General features: G+C 59.3%; 13 protein-coding genes. 3 read left to right on the top strand and 10 right to left on the bottom strand.

Annotated elements, in window-relative coordinates; genetic code table 11:
• Nucleotides 1-18: 18 nt before the first annotated feature.
• The 6 genes from ABLV11_RS14950 to nasR form a co-directional block, all read right to left on the bottom strand.
• A complete protein-coding gene (locus ABLV11_RS14950) occupies nt 19-2,619 on the bottom strand; it encodes a nitrate reductase (RefSeq protein WP_126489252.1) in 2,601 nt (866 codons plus the stop codon).
• Nucleotides 2,619-6,689 carry a nitrite reductase large subunit NirB gene (gene nirB, locus ABLV11_RS14945; protein ID WP_348855388.1) on the bottom strand — a complete coding sequence of 1,357 codons (4,071 nt, stop codon included), beginning with the start codon at nt 6,687-6,689 and terminating at the stop codon, nt 2,619-2,621. Before nirB ends, ABLV11_RS14950 begins: the two co-directional genes overlap by 1 nt.
• Before the next feature lie 9 nt (nt 6,690-6,698).
• The gene (locus ABLV11_RS14940; RefSeq protein WP_016808835.1) at nt 6,699-7,487 is read right to left on the bottom strand and encodes an ABC transporter ATP-binding protein; all 789 of its coding nucleotides are present in this window, start codon (nt 7,485-7,487) and stop codon (nt 6,699-6,701) included.
• A 10-nt stretch (nt 7,488-7,497) separates the two neighbouring features.
• Entirely contained in the window at nt 7,498-8,382 is an 885-nt protein-coding gene (gene ntrB / locus ABLV11_RS14935; RefSeq protein ID WP_023329828.1) for a nitrate ABC transporter permease, read from the bottom strand.
• A 1-nt stretch (nt 8,383) separates the two neighbouring features.
• Nucleotides 8,384-9,640 (bottom strand): CmpA/NrtA family ABC transporter substrate-binding protein, encoded by a 1,257-nt coding sequence (locus tag ABLV11_RS14930; RefSeq protein ID WP_004103139.1) that lies wholly within the window; start codon nt 9,638-9,640, stop codon nt 8,384-8,386.
• Nucleotides 9,641-9,886: 246 nt separating this feature from the next.
• Nucleotides 9,887-11,083, bottom strand: coding sequence for a nitrate regulatory protein NasR (gene nasR, locus ABLV11_RS14925; protein ID WP_126489255.1), 1,197 nt, complete (start codon nt 11,081-11,083; stop codon nt 9,887-9,889).
• Between the two features lie 68 nt (nt 11,084-11,151).
• On the opposite strand from nasR, the gene ABLV11_RS14920 reads away from it, so the two are divergent.
• Nucleotides 11,152-11,505, top strand: a complete 354-nt coding sequence (locus ABLV11_RS14920; RefSeq protein ID WP_004103141.1) for a DsrE/DsrF/TusD sulfur relay family protein — start codon at nt 11,152-11,154, stop codon at nt 11,503-11,505.
• Between the two features lie 238 nt (nt 11,506-11,743).
• Nucleotides 11,744-11,986: a DUF1883 domain-containing protein gene (locus tag ABLV11_RS14915; RefSeq protein ID WP_004103142.1), complete on the top strand. Its 243-nt coding sequence runs from the start codon at nt 11,744-11,746 to the stop codon at nt 11,984-11,986.
• A 35-nt stretch (nt 11,987-12,021) separates the two neighbouring features.
• Here the strand turns inward: ABLV11_RS14915 and ABLV11_RS14910 are convergent, their stop codons facing one another.
• Nucleotides 12,022-12,702 (bottom strand): gamma-glutamylcyclotransferase, encoded by a 681-nt coding sequence (locus ABLV11_RS14910; RefSeq protein ID WP_004103143.1) that lies wholly within the window; start codon nt 12,700-12,702, stop codon nt 12,022-12,024.
• A gap of 149 nt (nt 12,703-12,851) precedes the next feature.
• Nucleotides 12,852-13,082: a putative cation transport regulator ChaB gene (chaB, locus tag ABLV11_RS14905; RefSeq protein ID WP_004103144.1), complete on the bottom strand. Its 231-nt coding sequence runs from the start codon at nt 13,080-13,082 to the stop codon at nt 12,852-12,854.
• Between the two features lie 265 nt (nt 13,083-13,347).
• Between chaB and chaA the strand changes: the two genes are divergently transcribed.
• Nucleotides 13,348-14,448: a sodium-potassium/proton antiporter ChaA gene (gene chaA / locus ABLV11_RS14900; RefSeq protein ID WP_004113666.1), complete on the top strand. Its 1,101-nt coding sequence runs from the start codon at nt 13,348-13,350 to the stop codon at nt 14,446-14,448.
• An 88-nt stretch (nt 14,449-14,536) separates the two neighbouring features.
• Here chaA and kdsA read toward each other — a convergent pair whose 3' ends face one another.
• The gene (gene kdsA, locus ABLV11_RS14895) at nt 14,537-15,391 is read right to left on the bottom strand and encodes a 3-deoxy-8-phosphooctulonate synthase (protein ID WP_004103146.1); all 855 of its coding nucleotides are present in this window, start codon (nt 15,389-15,391) and stop codon (nt 14,537-14,539) included.
• 246 nt (nt 15,392-15,637) lie between these two features.
• Nucleotides 15,638-16,450 carry an invasion regulator SirB1 gene (gene sirB1 / locus ABLV11_RS14890; RefSeq protein WP_004103147.1) on the bottom strand — a complete coding sequence of 271 codons (813 nt, stop codon included), beginning with the start codon at nt 16,448-16,450 and terminating at the stop codon, nt 15,638-15,640.
• Between the last annotated feature and the right edge of the window lie 2 nt (nt 16,451-16,452).

The raw sequence follows: 16,452 nt of genomic DNA, 5'->3' as shown, positions 1-16,452 counted from the left end.
CCAGGAATATACCGAATATCAGGCCTGCGCCAGCTTCGCCGCCAGCAGCGCCTTAAGTTCCGGGATACAAGAGCCGCAGTTGGTGCCGCATTTGAGCTTTGCTCCCAGTGCGGCGGGCGTACGGCAGCCAGTGGCAATCGCTTCGTCTATCGCCCGTTCGCCCACGCTAAAGCAGCTACAGATAATGCGTCCGCGCGGTACCTCATCGCTACCCTTTCTGCCGCTCAATAATGCGTGACGCTGGGTAGCATTCGGCGGAGGGCTGCGAAACGCGGCGCTAATCCACTCGGCATCCACGCGCGGTTCGTTGACATCGCTCCACCAGCCGAGCATCAGCTCTTCCCCCTGCCACGCCAGCAGGTTCCAGATGCTACCGCCTTTGGCTGTCTGTAGTTGCCACCCTTTTCGCTGGCACCACTCAATAAGCCACTCGCGGGAGGCGATATCCCCCGCCAGCGAAAGATGAATGATTCCCTGCGCTGCCCGCCGCCGCCAGTGTAGTGAAGCGGGTAGCGACACCGACAAGCGAGAAAAAAGCTCGCCTTTCCACGCTGGTAGCCAGGCAGCTATCGCCACTGCCGCCTGTTTACTTTCCGGCTGCCCGGAGTGCGGGTCAGTGACTGCAGACAGCAGGTTATTCACCCGTCCCTGGCGAGCAAACTGATCATTCCAGTGCATCGGCACAAACAGCGACCCGGGACGCTGGCCATTGCTGACAATCACTTTTGCTACCATCACCCCATTCGGTGAGCGCACCCGCGCCAGTTCGCCTTCCAGCAGCTGATAGCGCGTCGCGTCCGCTGGCGCGACTTCCACCACCGGCTCGTTAATATGCTGCATCAGACGCGGCACCGCGCCGGTGCGGGTCATGGTGTGCCACTGATCGCGGATCCGCCCGCTGTTGAGGATCAGTGGATAGAACGCATCGGTGGTCGCCCGGGTAGGTTGCGGCGCGACCGGCACCATCCGCAGTTTACCGTCGCGATGCCAGCCCTTATGCACACTCCAGGCTGCTTCACTGCGGCTCACCGGCCAGCGCACCGGTTCCAGCGCCTCCCACGCTTTGCGGCTGAGATCCGCCAGTCCGCCGATATCAAATGCCCGCTGGCCATCATTTTCATATCCTGAAAGCGCGGCGTGTTCGCTGAACACCTCGTGCGGGTGCTGCCAGGCAAAAGCGGAGCCGAAGCCCAGCGCCTGGGCCACGCGGGCGACGATCCACCAGTCGGCTCTGGCCTCCCCCGGTGGCGCCATGAAAGCGCGCTGGCGCGAGATCCTTCGTTCGGAGTTGGTTACCGTGCCGCTCTTCTCTCCCCACGCCAGCGCGGGAAAGCGGATATGGGCAAAGCGTCCGGTATCGGTAGCGGCGGCGACGTCGGACACGATGACCAGCGGACAGGCCGCCAGCGCTTTGCTTACCGCATGGCTGTCCGGCAGCGACACTACCGGGTTGGTGCCCATAATCCACACCGCTTTCACCTCGCCGCGGCCAATGGCGGCGAACAAATCCACCGCCGCCAGCCCCGGCGTTTGCGCCAGACGTTCGGTCCCCCAGAAGCGCGCCAGACGCCGTAAATCGTCGGTTTCAAAGTTCATATGCGACGCCAGCATGGTCGCCAGTCCGCCCACCTCGCGTCCGCCCATGGCGTTAGGTTGTCCGGTCAGCGAAAAAGGCCCGCAGCCCGGACGCCCATATTTACCGCTCGCCAGGTGAACGTTAATGATAGCGTTACATTTATCGCTGCCGCTGGCGGACTGGTTAATCCCCATGGTATAGAGCGTGATGGCGCGGGGAGCGGCGATAAACTCGCTGTAGAAATCGGCGATCTGCTGTCGCGGCAGGCCGCAGAACTGCGCGACGTGGTTGATATCCCAGTCCTGCGCGATGGCCAGCGCCTGCGGCGCATCGCTAAAATCGCCGCAGATGTCGTCGCGGGCGGCAATGGCGTTCAACAGGCCGACAAATAGCCCGCCGTCGCTGCCGGGAGCCAGCGCCAGATGCCGGTCCGCAATATCGCAGGTGGCGGTCCGACGCGGATCAATGACCACCACCCGCATTTGCGGATTGTCGCGCTTCGCCTGCGCCAGCCGCTGATAGAGTACCGGATGCGCCCAGGCGGCGTTCGACCCGACCAGCACCACCAGATCGCTGTTTTCCACGTCCTCATAGCTGCACGGCACCACATCAGCGCCCAGCGCCCGTTTATAGCCGGTGACCGCTGAAGACATGCACAGCCGCGAATTAGTATCGATATTTGCCGCGCCGATAAACCCCTTCATCAGCTTATTGGCCACGTAGTAATCCTCGGTCAGCAGCTGGCCGGAGGCATAAAACGCCACCGCTTGCGGCCCGTGCTCGTCGATAATCTCCCGCAGACGCGAACCCGCCGCTGCCAGCGCCTGGGCCCAGGTCGCGCGACCGCCATCGACTTCCGGGAAGAGCAATCTTCCCGTCAGCCCGACGGTTTCGCCCAGCGCCGCCCCCTTCACGCACAGGCGGCCAAAGTTTGCCGGATGTTGTTCATCCCCGCGTACGGTAACCTGGCCGTCGGCATTCAGGCTGGCGATAATGCCGCAGCCGACCCCGCAATAGGGGCAAGTGGTCCTGGTTTCATTCATCACGAGGCCTCCGCGCGCGCCAGCAGCTGCTGGTTGCCAACCCATACTTTACCGTTCTCCACTTTTACCGGCCATGCGCGTACCGCCATTTCGCCGTCGTCGCACTGGCGGCCATCGCGCAGGCGAATACGCTGCTTATACAGAGGCGAAATCACGATCGGTTCACCGCCCGCATCGCCCAGCAGGCCGCGCGAAAGAACGTTGGCCTCGCTGCCCGGTTCAAGATTATCGAGGGCATATACCTGATCGCCAAAGCGGAACAGCGCAATCTGCCGCTCGCCGAGCCGCGCGCCAATCCCCGCCTGCTGCGGGATGGCGTCGAGATCGCAAATGGCCTGCCACGGGCGGGACGGCAGCGCCGGTTCGGCCTGCGCCGCGAACGGGGCCAGCTGCGGCTGGCCGCGCAGGGTTTGCCGCTGCACCGCTTCGTCCGGCTCATCGCTGTTCACGTAGGAGCGGAACAGCGCCAGCCGCTGCGGATCGTTAAGGGTGGTTTGCCATTCGCACTGGTAGCTCTCGACCACCCGCGCCATCTCCTGCTCCAGCTCTTCGCCGATGCCAAGGCTGTCTTCGAGGATAACCGCGCGCAGATAGTCGACGCCTCCCTCAAGATTATCCATCCAGGTACTGGTACGCTGCAGACGGTCGGCGGTACGAATATAGAACATCAGCAGCCGGTCGATACTGCGGATAAGGGTGGCTTCATCCAGATCGCTGGCGAACAGGTCGGCATGGCGCGGCTTCATACCGCCGTTGCCGCAAACGTACAGATTCCAGCCCTTCTCCGTAGCGATGACGCCAATATCCTTGCCCTGGGCCTCCGCGCATTCGCGGGTACAGCCGGAGACCGCCATTTTAATTTTGTGCGGCGCGCGCAGCCCCTTATAGCGATGTTCGAGGGTTACCGCCAGGCCGGTGGAATCCTGGACGCCATAGCGGCACCAGGTTGAACCCACGCAGGATTTCACCGTCCGCAGGGATTTGCCGTAGGCGTGGCCGGTTTCAAATCCCGCCTCGGCCAGCTCGCGCCAGATTGCCGGGAGCTGCTCCAGGCGCGCGCCGAACAGATCGATACGCTGGCCGCCGGTCACTTTACTGTACAGCTGATAGCGTTTGGCGATCTGGCCGATCGCAATCAGCCCGTCCGGCGTCACCTCTCCCGCCGCCATACGCGGCACCACCGAATAGGTGCCATCTTTCTGAATATTGGCGAAGTAGCGGTCGTTAGTGTCCTGAAGAGGCAAATGCGCCGGCTTCAGCAGATATTCATTCCAGCAGGAGGCCAGCACCGAGGCCGCCAGAGGTTTACAGATCTCACAGCCGTGACCGCGTCCATAGCGGGTAATAAGCTGTTCGAAGGTGCGAATATGGTTGACGCGTACCAGGTGATAGATCTCCTGCCGCGACCACGCAAAATGCTCGCAGATATCCTTTTTGACTTCAACGCCCTGCTCGGCAAGCTGATATTCCATCACCTGTTTTACCAGCGCGCTACAGCCGCCGCAGCCGGTCGCCGCTTTGGTGCAGCTTTTTATCGCCGCCATATCGCCCGCGCCGCCGTTCACCGCCTGGCAGATATCGCCTTTGCTGACGTTGTGACAGGAGCAAATCTGCGCGCTGTCCGGCAACGCCGCCACGCCGAGCGCTTTTGGCGCGCTGCCCTCCAGCGCCGGAAGGATCAGGCTTTCCGGGTGATTGGGTAAAGCCATACCGTTAAGCATCATCTGTAGCAGCGTGGCATAGTCGCTGGCATCCCCGACCAGCACCCCGCCGAGCAGTTTGTTGCCCTCCGCGCTGACTACAATTTTTTTGTAGATCTGCTGCGGCCCATCGGTCCACTGATAGCTCTGACAGCCCGGGGTGCGCCCCTGGGCGTCGCCGAACGAGGCGACATCAACGCCCAGCAGCTTCAGCTTAGTGCTCATATCCGCGCCGCTAAAGCAGCCTTCCTCGCCCGCCAGGGTAGCCGCTGCGGCGCGCGCCATCTGATAGCCAGGCGCCACCAGACCATAAATTTTGTTCTCCCACAGGGCACATTCGCCGATTGCCAGCACCTCCGGGTCGGAGGTACGACACTGGTTGTCGATACAAATCCCGCCGCGTTCGCCCACTTCCAGCCCGCCGCTGCGCGCCAGCCCGTCCTGCGGGCGAATACCGGCGGAGAACACCAGCATATCGGCCGCCAGCGAGCTACCGTCGGCAAAGTTCAGCTGTAGCCCCTGTTCGTTGCGAACAATCTCCGTCGTCGCCTTGCTGGTATGCACCCCGACGCCCAGTTGACTGATTTTTTCTCGCAGCATTACCGCGCCGCCGTTGTCCAGCTGCACCGCCATCAGGTTCGGCGCAAACTCGACAACGTGAGTTTCCAGCCCCAATTGCTTCAGCGCGTTGGCCGCTTCCAGCCCGAGCAGCCCGCCGCCGATAACCACACCCCGTCGGGCGGTTGCGGCGCGGGCGGCAATCTGGTCGAGGTCGTCAAGCGTACGATAAACAAAACAGCCCTCGAGATGATGACCCGACACCGGCGGAACAAACGGGTAAGACCCCGTCGCCAGCACCAGCTTATCCCAGTGGGTTTCGTGGCCGAAGGCATCGCGCACCACCCGCGCTTCGCGGTCGATGCTGGCGACCGATTCGCTCAGGCGCAGCTCAATACCGTGCTGAGCGAAAAAATCGCCCTCAACCAGCGACAGCGATTCTGCGCTGCGTCCGGTGAAATATTCAGTCAGATGAACCCGGTCGTAGGCGGCATAGCGTTCCTCGCAGAACACCACAATCCGATACCGTTGATGAAGGCGACGGTCGACGCATTGCTCAAGAAAATGGTGGCCGACCATACCGTGTCCGACCAGCACTAAAACAGGTTTTGTCATCATAATTTTTCCCGCAGCGCGCGGCTGCATCGTTGAAGAGGGATCGAAGAGCCACTCTGCCGGCGCCGGGGCATCCGCCCCCAGCAGAGCGGTGAGGGGCGCAGCGCTGCTGCAATCGCCCAGCAGCAGTACGCCGCGCAGCTTACCGTCGCGCAGCAGCAGGCGCCGGTAGTGGCGGTCCAGCGGGTCCCAGCTGATACAGCTTTCATCCTGTTCTGCGGCCCGCAGCTCGCCCGCGCTGAACAACTCGATACCGCTGACCTTCAGACGAGTGCCGCTATCCTGCCAGCAAAAATCTTCGCCTGGGGTAGCGCACAGGCGGGCAGCCAGCACCTCCGCCTGGCGCAGGCATGGCGCCACCAGCCCCCAGGTCCGACCGTCGATTTCACAGCACTCCCCGATGGCGCTGACGCCCGGCTGCGCGGTTGCCAGCTGGCGGTCAACGAGGATTCCGCGGGCGCAGGCCAGCCCGCTGCGCTCGGCCAGCCGTTTGTTCGGCTGCACGCCGGTCGCCAGCACCACCCGCGAGGCGGCAAACGCGCGGCCGTCCTCCAGCCGCACCTGATGTGCATCAATAGCGGCGATACGGCTCTCCATCACGCAGCGAATCCCGCGCTCGGCAAGCAGCATTTGCAGCTGCTCGCCGGCAAAAGCATCGATTTGCTGCTCCATCAGCCCGCTTCCGCGATGAAGTAAAGTGACACTGTCACCATAACGCCGCAGCGCCGCGGCGGCCTCTACGCCGAGTACGCCACCGCCGATAACCACCGCCGGGCCGTCGATGGCCAGGATGCCCTCGACGTCCGCCAGAGTGCGGAAAGCAAAAACGTGCGGCTGCGTAATGCCCGGTAACGGCGGCACAAACGGTAGCGAGCCTGTGGCGAACACCAGTTCATCCCAGCTAACTACCCCTGCGGTGGTTTGCAGCGTACGGGCATGAATATCCACCGCCGTAACCGTCTCGCCGGCGCGTACCTTAACGTTATGCCGTTGATACCACGTCTCGGGCAGCAGTCTCGTCTCGCCTGCTGTTTTCTCTGCGCCCAGCACAGGCGACAGCTGAATGCGGTTATAGGCCTGGCCGGGTTCATCGCCGATAATGGTGATGCTAAACCGCTGCGCATCCCGTTCTACCAATGCCTGCGCCAGGCGCGTGGCCGCCATACCGTTACCAATAATCACCAGTTGCCGCGTCATCGCCGCCCCCTATGCCGCTTTCGGCTGTTTTTCATAGAGGAAGTGCAGGATCTGCTGACGCAGATGGTGATAACGGCTATCGTCCGCCAGCTGCACGCGATTGCGCGGGCGCGGCAGGTTAACATCGAGGATCTCCCCGACCGTCGCCGCCGGACCATTGGTCATCATCAGCACCCGGTCGGAAAGCAGCACCGCTTCATCAACATCATGGGTAATCATCACGATGGTAGTATTCAGCGACTGCTGAATCTGCATCACCGCGTCCTGTAAATGCGCCCGCGTCAGGGCATCAAGGGCGCCAAAGGGTTCATCCAGCAGCAGCACTTTCGGCTTCATCGCCAGCGCCCGGGCAATGCCAACGCGCTGCTTCATACCGCCGGATATTTCTCCCGGACGCTTGTGCAGGGCGTGCCCCATCTGGACCCGTTCGAGGTTGTGCTCAATCCACTCTTTGCGCTCGCCTTTGCTCATGCTGCGGCGGAAGACCTGATCCACCGCCAGCGCAACGTTATCGAAGCAGGTCAGCCACGGCAGCAGAGAGTGGTTCTGAAACACCACCGCGCGTTCCGGGCCCGGCCCGGCGATTTCACGGTTATCACACAGCAGGCCGCCCTCCGTCGGCAAGGTAATCCCGGCAATCAGATTCAGCAGAGTTGACTTACCGCACCCTGAGTGACCAATCAGGCTGATGGTCTCCCCCTCGTAAATATCGAATGAGACATTCTGCAGTGCGAGGAATTCGCCGCTGGTGGTATTGAAACGCTGGCTGACGCCCTGGACCTGAATGAGTGGTTTCATCTGCGACTCCTTATTTATCCTGCCAGCTAAAACGACGGGCGAGCAGCATCAGCCCCTGTTCCAGCAGCAACCCGACCACGCCGATAATGACGATGGCAATGATGATGTTTTCAACGTTGAGGTTGTTCCACTCGTTCCAGATCCAGAAGCCGATCCCTACGCCGCCGGTGAGCATTTCGGCGGCGACGATCACCAGCCAGGCGATACCAATCGAGAGACGAACCCCGGTCAGCACCGCGGGTAAGACCGCCGGAAAGAGGATCTTGCGCATCACCGTCCACTCGGAAAGCTGCAGCACGCGGGCCACGTTGAGGTAGTCCTCAGGAATACGCCGCACGCCCTCGGCGGTGTTAATAACCATCGGCCAGATCGAGCAGATAAAAATGGTCCAGCTCGAGGCCGGTTCCGCCTTCTGGAACAGCAGCAGGCCAATAGGCAGCCAGGCCAGCGGGCTGACCGGGCGCAGCAGCGCAATCAACGGGTTAAACATCCGGGCGAAGAATGGCGAACGACCGATCAGAAAGCCCAGAGGAATGCCCGCCAGCGCGGCAAGGCCAAACCCCACCGCCACGCGCTGCAGCGACGCCAGCACGTTCCAGCCGATCCCCATATCGTTCGGCCCGTCCTGATAAAACGGATCGGCAAAAAGGGTCAACGCGGAATCCAGCGTGCTGAGCGGCGTCGGGAAACCTTTGCTGTTTATTGCTGCCAGCTGCCAGCCCAACAGCAGCAATCCCAGCCCGAGCAGCGGCGGCAGCAGACGTTGGGTAGCATCGCGCAGCCAGCGGCTGAACGGAGGCGTGGTTTTGCGAACCTGCAGCGGCGGCAGGGTGATCACTTCGCCGGGCGCCTTTCCAGCGCTGGCCTGCGGTTGAGTTTTATATGCGTGTTTCATCTCATGCCCCTTTACGTTGAATCGCGAAACTGCTGGCATAGCCTTCCGGGTCGGCCCCATTCCAGACCTTGCCGTCGAGCAATGTGCTGCTGCGCATCGGCTGCTTCGGCGCGCCGATCCCGCCGACAGCCAGCGCCGCCTCTTTCCAGACGTCAATGCGATTAATGCGCTGCGCCACCGCCTGATAATCCGGCGACGCCTTCAACAATCCCCAGCGGCGGAACTGGGTCAAAAACCACATGCCGTCCGAGAGCCATGGAAAGCTCACCTCCCCCTGTTCGTAGAAGCGCATCGGGTGCGCATCCTGCCAGCGGCGACCGATACCATTGTCGTATGCGCCGAGCATGCGCCCGGTGAGGTACTGCTCTTTCGTGTTCAGCCACGCGCGTCTGGCGAGTATCCGCGCCGTTTCGCGAGTATTCTCCACGGAAGCATCAATCCAGCGTTGGGCCTCCATCAGCGCCGCCACCAACGCCCGAGCCGTATTCGGGTTACGCTCAACCCATTCGCTGCGGGTGCCGAGAATTTTTTCCGGATGTTCCGGCCAGATATCCTGAGAAGTGGCGACGGTGAAGCCGATGCGATCGTTAATGGCGCGCGCGTTCCACGGCTCGCCGACACAAAAACCGCTCATATTGCCGATACGCATGTTCATCACCATCTGCGGCGGCGGCACAACGACGGTGCGGATATCGTCGAAAGGGTTAATTCCACCGCTCGCCAGCCAGTAATAGAGCCACATCGCGTGGGTGCCGGTTGGAAAGGTATGGGCGAAGGTGTAGCTGCCCGGCGCCTGCTGGTCGATCCGTTTTTTCAGTCCGCCCAGGTCGGTGACGCCCTTCTCCTGCAGCTCGCTGGAGAGCGTAATCGCCTGCCCGTTGCGGTTAAGAGTCATCAGATTGGCCATCGCCTGGGGTTTACTGGCGATCCCCAGCTCAAGGCCGTAGAGCATGCCGTACAGAATGTGCGCGGCGTCCAGCTCTCCGGCAACCAGCTTGTCGCGCACTGCCGCCCAGCTGGCCTCCTTGCTCGGGACGAGGGTGATGCCGTACTTTTTATCGAATCCCTTTAGGGAAGCGATGGCTAAGGGGGCACAGTCGGTCAGCGGAATAAAACCCACCCGCACGGTGGTCTGTTCCGGCTTATCCGTCCCCGCCGCCCATGCCGCCTGCATCATGCCGGGCAGCAGCATCGCGCCGCCTAGCGCCGCCCCCGTCTGTAATAAACGCCGTCGTGAAATTGAAAACGTATCGCCCATATCTGCTCCAGAAACGCGCAAAAAAAAGCGCCCGGCGGTGCTTACGCACCGCAGGACGCCTTTATCCATGGACATACGCACCGCCATTGGCCCGCTGCCCAAAACATTATTCACTCATTTTTTCTAATGCAAAGCAGATGCCAGATTTGCAGAAGGCCATATTGTGCGCTTTTGCTTAGCCAGCGGCCTTGCTATACGCAAAACGCTGCACCGTCGGCTGGCAATAAATGCTCGCTAATCGTGCAACTACTCCTTTGGGGTTGTCTGCCAGAGTGATTTTACCGTTAGCAGCGCACGGGCTATCTCCACCATCCGCTGGTTCTTATCCATCGCCATTTTTCGCAGCGTCTGCCAGGCCTGTTCCTCCGGCATCCCCTGATGGGTCATCAGCACGCTTTTCGCCTTCTCAATCAGTTTGCGCTCTTCAAGGGCTTCCTTTAACGATGCAAGCTGGCAGGAGAGTTGCTGAAGCTCAAGGGCCTGCTGGCGTACCAGCGGCAGCAGCTGTTTGTCCAGCCGCAGGGCGATACTGTCCTCAGCCTCATCCCAGTTTGCGGGCGGCAACTGCATGCTCTGCTCTTCGCCTTCCAGCAGGGCGGCGGTGGCGTTGAGCAGGTCGACGATCAGCCGCTCTTCCACGCCACGGAGCTGCTCAAGGCGCTGGGTCTGTGCGTAAAACCAGCGGAGCGCCGTTTCTCCCTCGTCTACTGGAGGCTGGCGGGTACAGGCAACCCGCCGCAGCTGTTCAATCTCCAGGCTGGCCAGGCACTGGCTGGCAAACAGAGTGGTGAGGGGCGGATAGCTTAAGGCCTGAAAACTATCGAAACAGGGCTGCTGACCATCAATGCGGTCCACCAGTTGTTGACGCAGTTCATCGCTGAACTGCCCGCGGGCAAAGCCTAGCGCGCCCAGCGCACGTTCCTGTCCGGCCAGCTCTTTTCCCTGCATAAAGCTATAGAGCGCTACCATACGTCCAGCGATTTGCGGGTCGTCGATACTGTCATTGAGCTGCGGAACAATATTCAACAGATGGCGAATAATACGACTAAACTGCCCGGTCGCCTCTTCGGCAGGAATGTTCCGGGCGCGCACGCGTTGGCGCAGCGCCGCAAGCTGCGTCAAATACCACGCCGCGCAGGCAATGCGCCAGCAGAGCGCGCTGCTGGCGGCATCACGGGCGGGTTCCAGCGCGGCGTTGAAACGTGTGAATTGCTCATCGACCAGCGCCGCTGCCGCCCGGCACTCCGCCGAGTACAGTCTGCCGCCCGAGCACAGCCAGATATTCGACGCGCCGCGTTCGCACTGCAGCATATGCACCAGCGAACTTATCTCTCCTGCCAGCGACCCCAGCTGCGACAGCTGACGTAGCTGCTGTTTCTGGCGTCGCCGCGCGCGCGCAAACCAGTCGACCACCTCAGGCCTAATGCCAGCCGTATTATTCATACCCCTCTCCCGGGTTAACGCTTTATACTTCAGCCAAGCAATAACCGTGCCTTATAGAAGGAGTCCTTATGCAACGTATTGTGATTATCGCTAACGGTGCCGCCTACGGCAGCGAATCTCTGTTCAACAGCCTGCGTCTGGCGATCGCCCTGCGCGAGCAGCAGTCCGACCTTGAACTCAAACTGTTTTTAATGTCCGATGCGGTCACCGCCGGCCTGCGCGGGCAGAAGCCAGCGGAAGGCTACAATATTCAGCAGATGCTGGAGATCCTCACCGCGCAAAATGTGCCGGTGAAGCTGTGTAAAACCTGTACCGATGGCCGGGGGATCAGCGCGCTGCCGCTGATTGATGGCGTGGAGATTGGCACCCTCGTTGAGCTGGCGCAGTGGACGCTGGCGGCGGATAAAGTCCTGACCTTCTAAAAATCCCCGCGCTCACGGGATTAAATATTAAGCTGGCGGCGTTTACTAATCGAAAACAATGCCAGCTGAAAGCTTTCAGGCACAACGTCATTTTTGTTTAATCTTTATTCTTTTTTTTGATCAAAATCAGCATCCGCATCCCTCCCCTTTGGTGTTATGCACAGAGCAAAGTGTGAACAATATCACGCGGGTTAATGGGCTGGCAGGATGCTGTAGACAGAAACGGGGTTAAGATTAAATGGCAATGGTAAAAGCAAGTTTGACGTTGTTTGGCGGTGACACATTGGTGGTGCGTTGTTCTGAACGCTGCCATATTCACCTGATGAGTGCCAAAGTGCCTGGCGATAGTCACGCTGATGTTCTGAGCGTACAGGACAGAGATAGCGCGTATCTGACCGTGCCTTACAGCGGCACCTGGAACGTTCTCATCGACAGCCACAGCCAGTCGCTGGAACACTCTATCAGCTACGTTCCCGCCTGATAGCAAACGCCCGGGTCTCCCCGGGCGATTCATTCTTACGCCAGCCCCGGCTGGCTATTCTCACCAAGCAGATGACGTACCTTACCGACTAAATCGTCGAGGCAAGCGTCGTGCATGCCGAGTTTGCGCAACTCCTGATCGAGCGCGAACAGATACTGAGCGTTGGTGCCAAGCGGCCCGCTGGCGCGCGCTATCAGCGGCGCAATCACCTGCGCGCTGGTGTCCGCCTCAAACAGCGGATGTCGCGGGTCCATAATAAAGACCAGCGCATTGACGGTGCGACCATCGTCAAGCTCCAGCTTACACCAGGTCGGCAGGTAGCAGCCGGTGATCATCTCCCGCTTCCACAGCAGCGTCAGCTCTTCTTCCAGCGATTCATCGGGCAGGCGGTAGGCGACGCCGGTCGTGCGCCCACCTTCTTTCAGCGCCAGCATGCGGCCCGGCTGCATGGCGCTACCGCGCCCGGCGGTGAGCCGCAAACAGAACGCGCGGTGCCAGCCCGGTAGCGTACCGGTACAGGATTCGCGATATTCCAGCGCCGGGTTCCACATTAGCGAACCGTAACCAAAGATCCACACCGAGCCGTCATCCGGACGACAGGCCAGGGTCGCCGCCAAAGAGGCGGCCCGTTGTTCTGCCGACCAGAGAAGCGATTCCTCAATAGCGCCAAACGCCGTTTTACAATCTGCATTCAGTAAGAAATCACGAGTTAACACTGTCTACTACCTCCGCCACTGCCCGCTTCCGGCGATTATCTGGTGCCATCCGTGAAGTATTGCCGAATTATTATCCAGCTTTATTCGACAATAAGCAATGAACGGGCCGCGGGCAAGCGGACAGTCAGCGGAGGCCGCGGCAAAAGGTATTATTTCTTCTTATGCCACTTATCATCCTCACCTTTTTGATATTCATTTTTCACCGCTGCCCAGGCCACTTTATGCGCCGTCTCTTCGCGGCTGGCGTCATCACGCCGGTCCTCTTTATGTTTATACTGCTCCCAGGCGCTATTAAAGGCTTCTTTGTAAATCTCCTGGGCGTGGGCGGGCAGTACGTGCTGAACGCTGTCGGGCAATTCACTTTTGTTGCTATAGGGCATGGCAACCTCCGGTTTAAGGGTGAATAGTGAGTCTGGTAGAGGATCAACCGGCTGGCAAGGCGACAGATAAATGAGAAAGATGTTTTAGTAATTATCTGAATAATAAATACAAAAAAATAGTAACCGCAGTTTATGGCAATCTATCACTTTTACAGGACTATAGTGGTAAATTTAAGTAAAAAAACAAATTAGTTTAATCAATGTCTGTTATTTTATTAACTTACGATATCTATAATTATAACACCTGCATAGCTGGAGATAATTCATGACCGATGCACATGAGGCGGTAAAAACCCGCCACAAGGAGACCTCCCTCGCCTTTCCGGTTCTGGCGCTGGCGGTGCTGTTCTTCTGGGGAAGCAGCCAGTCACTGCCAGTGGTCGTTGCGATTAATATTCTGGCGCTGGTCGGCATACTAAGCAGCGCCTTTAGCGTCGTCCGCCACGCCGACGTGCTGGCCCACCGCCTTGGCGAACCTTACGGATCGTTAATTTTAAGCCTCTCAGTGGTGATTCTTGAAGTCAGCCTGATTTCCGCATTAATGGCTACCGGCGACGCCGCGCCGACTCTGATGCGCGATACGCTTTATTCGATCATTATGATTGTTACCGGCGGGCTTGTCGGTTTCTCTTTACTGCTGGGCGGGCGCAAATTCGCCACCCAGTATATGAATCTGTTCGGGATTAAACAGTACCTTATCGCCCTCTTTCCGCTGGCGATAATCGTTCTGGTCTTCCCGATGGCGCTGCCCGGGGCCAACTTTACCACCGGCCAGGCGCTGCTGGTGGCGCTGATCTCCGCCGCTATGTACGGCGTCTTCCTGCTGATTCAAACCAAAACGCACCAGAGCCTGTTTGTTTACGAACATGAGGATGACGGCGACGACGATGACCCGCATCACGGCAAACCGTCGGCGCACAGCAGCAAGTGGCACACCGCCTGGCTGCTGATACATCTGGTTGCGGTTATTGCGGTCACCAAAATGAATGCCAACCCGCTGGAGACGCTGTTGACCAGCATGAACGCTCCCGTTGCCTTTACCGGCTTCCTGGTGGCGCTGCTGATCCTCTCCCCGGAGGGCCTTGGCGCGCTGAAGGCCGTATTGAACAATCAGGTCCAGCGGGCGATGAACCTGTTTTTCGGTTCCGTGCTGGCCACCATTTCCCTGACCGTACCAGTAGTGACGCTTATCGCCTTCCTCACCGGTAACGAACTGCGTTTTGGCCTTGGCGCCCCGGAGATGGTCGTGATGGTCGCCTCGCTGCTGCTGTGCCAGATATCGTTCTCTACCGGGCGCACCAATGTGCTGAACGGTGCGGCGCATCTGGCGCTGTTCGCTGCCTACCTGATGACCATTTTTGCCTGAGTCTCCCCCGGCGGCGTGATGCCGTTCGGGGAGATCAAAAAAGCCTGCCGGTTGTAAAACCGGCAGGCTTTTGTCGTTTCAGCGGCGATTACTTGCTGGTATCAAGCTCATCAAAGCTTTTAACGAGATCGTCGATGGCTTTCATCTGCTTGAGGAACGGCTCCAGTTTATCCAGCGGCAGCGCGGAAGGACCGTCGCATTTCGCGTGCTCCGGATCCGGATGCGCTTCAATAAACAGGCCCGCGATCCCAACCGCCATCCCGGCGCGCGCCAGTTCGGCAACCTGAGCGCGACGGCCGCCGGAGGCCGCGCCAAACGGGTCGCGGCACTGCAGGGCGTGGGTAACGTCGAAGATAACCGGTGAGTTATTGGAGGCTTTTTTCATCACCCCAAAGCCCAGCATATCGACGACCAGGTTGTCGTAGCCGAAGTTTGCGCCGCGATCGCAAAGGATCACTTTGTCGTTGCCGCCTTCGATAAACTTATCGACGATATTGCCCATCTGGCCCGGACTCACGAACTGCGGTTTTTTCACGTTGATAACCGCGCCGGTTTTCGCCATCGCTTCAACCAGATCGGTCTGACGGGCGAGGAACGCTGGCAGCTGAATAACATCCACCACGTCAGCGACCGGCTGCGCCTGGCTGGCTTCGTGAACGTCGGTGATTATTTTCACGCCGAAAGTCTGTTTCAACTCCTGGAAAATCTTCATCCCTTCTTCCAGACCCGGCCCGCGATAGGAGTGGATGGAAGAACGGTTAGCTTTATCAAAAGAGGCTTTGAACACGTAAGGAATGCCAAGCTTCTGCGTAACGGTCACGTAGTGTTCGCAGATACGCATCGCAAGATCGCGGGACTCCAGCACGTTCATGCCGCCAAACAGCACGAATGGCAGGTCGTTTGCTACGTTGATATCACCAATGCTAACCACTTTTTGTTTCATAAGTTCGCCTTATCAGGGTGTAACCGGAATGGTTTCAGACTAAAGCCTATCCAATCAGGACTATTTTACTTGCCATTTTGGACCTGGGCAGTGCTCGACAAAATACGAAAGTATTTTGAACGCCCTTCAGGGCGGCCCGGAGGGCGAGCGTCGCGAGTCAATCCTCACGTACTACGTGTACGCTCCGGTTTCTGCGCGCTGTCCGTGTCCAAACTGGCTGCGCAGGAACGCCTGCTGGGATTGGCTTTAATGCAATGTAATTTGTTTGTGCGAAATGGTGTTGATCTGCGCGCGGATCATCTCGCTGATGGGATCCTCCGGGCACTGTTCAACGAAGTAATTAAGGTCCTGCAGCGCCACGTGATCGCAATCCAGCTGGGCGTATATCAGCCCCCGGTCGCGAATTTCGTACGGGTCTTCCGGATTGAACTGCAGCAGCGCTTCGCTGGTCCGTAGCGCCAGCTCCATCTGCCGCTCTTCCATCAGCGCCGATTTAAGGGTATCGAGCAGCTTGCGGATCACCTCCGCGTTATCCGCTTCATCAAGGTCTTCGTTAAACAGCTCGGCAACTGGGCTAATATTGCCCTTCAGCCACACTTCCAGCGTATGCTCGTTGAGCGTTTCGCCGTTAAACGGGTTAATGAGCCACATCTCCTCGCTCTCTTCAGGGTCGGCGCGAAGCAGCATCTGGGTCGGGAAAATCACCGGCACCACCGGTAGCGCCAGACGCTGAGCAATCCACAGCAGGATCGCGCCTAACGACACCGCGCTACCCTGGCGATTATTCAACACTTTATCAAGCCATAGCACGTCGGACAGACGGTAAACGCCGCGCGAATCGCTAAAGCCCCAGTCATTGTAAAAAAGCTCCAGCAAACGCTCTATCTGGCGCTCCTGGTCCCACGAGGAGGCAATCTCCTCACGCGCCAGGGCCAGCAGCCGCTCCAGCTCATCCTGCACATAGTGCGTCGGAAAATCGTCGCGGATTAATTCAGAAATGAGGACCATGCCGTCACATAACGGCGCTTTATTAAATTCGAAATCAGCTAACGACCTCATGC

This window comes from Klebsiella sp. GW_Kp181 (assembly GCF_040062315.1).
GTDB lineage: Bacteria > Pseudomonadota > Gammaproteobacteria > Enterobacterales > Enterobacteriaceae > Klebsiella > Klebsiella oxytoca.
The sequence above is the reverse complement of the archived record's forward strand: the minus strand, read 5'-3'. Positions and strand labels throughout refer to the sequence as shown.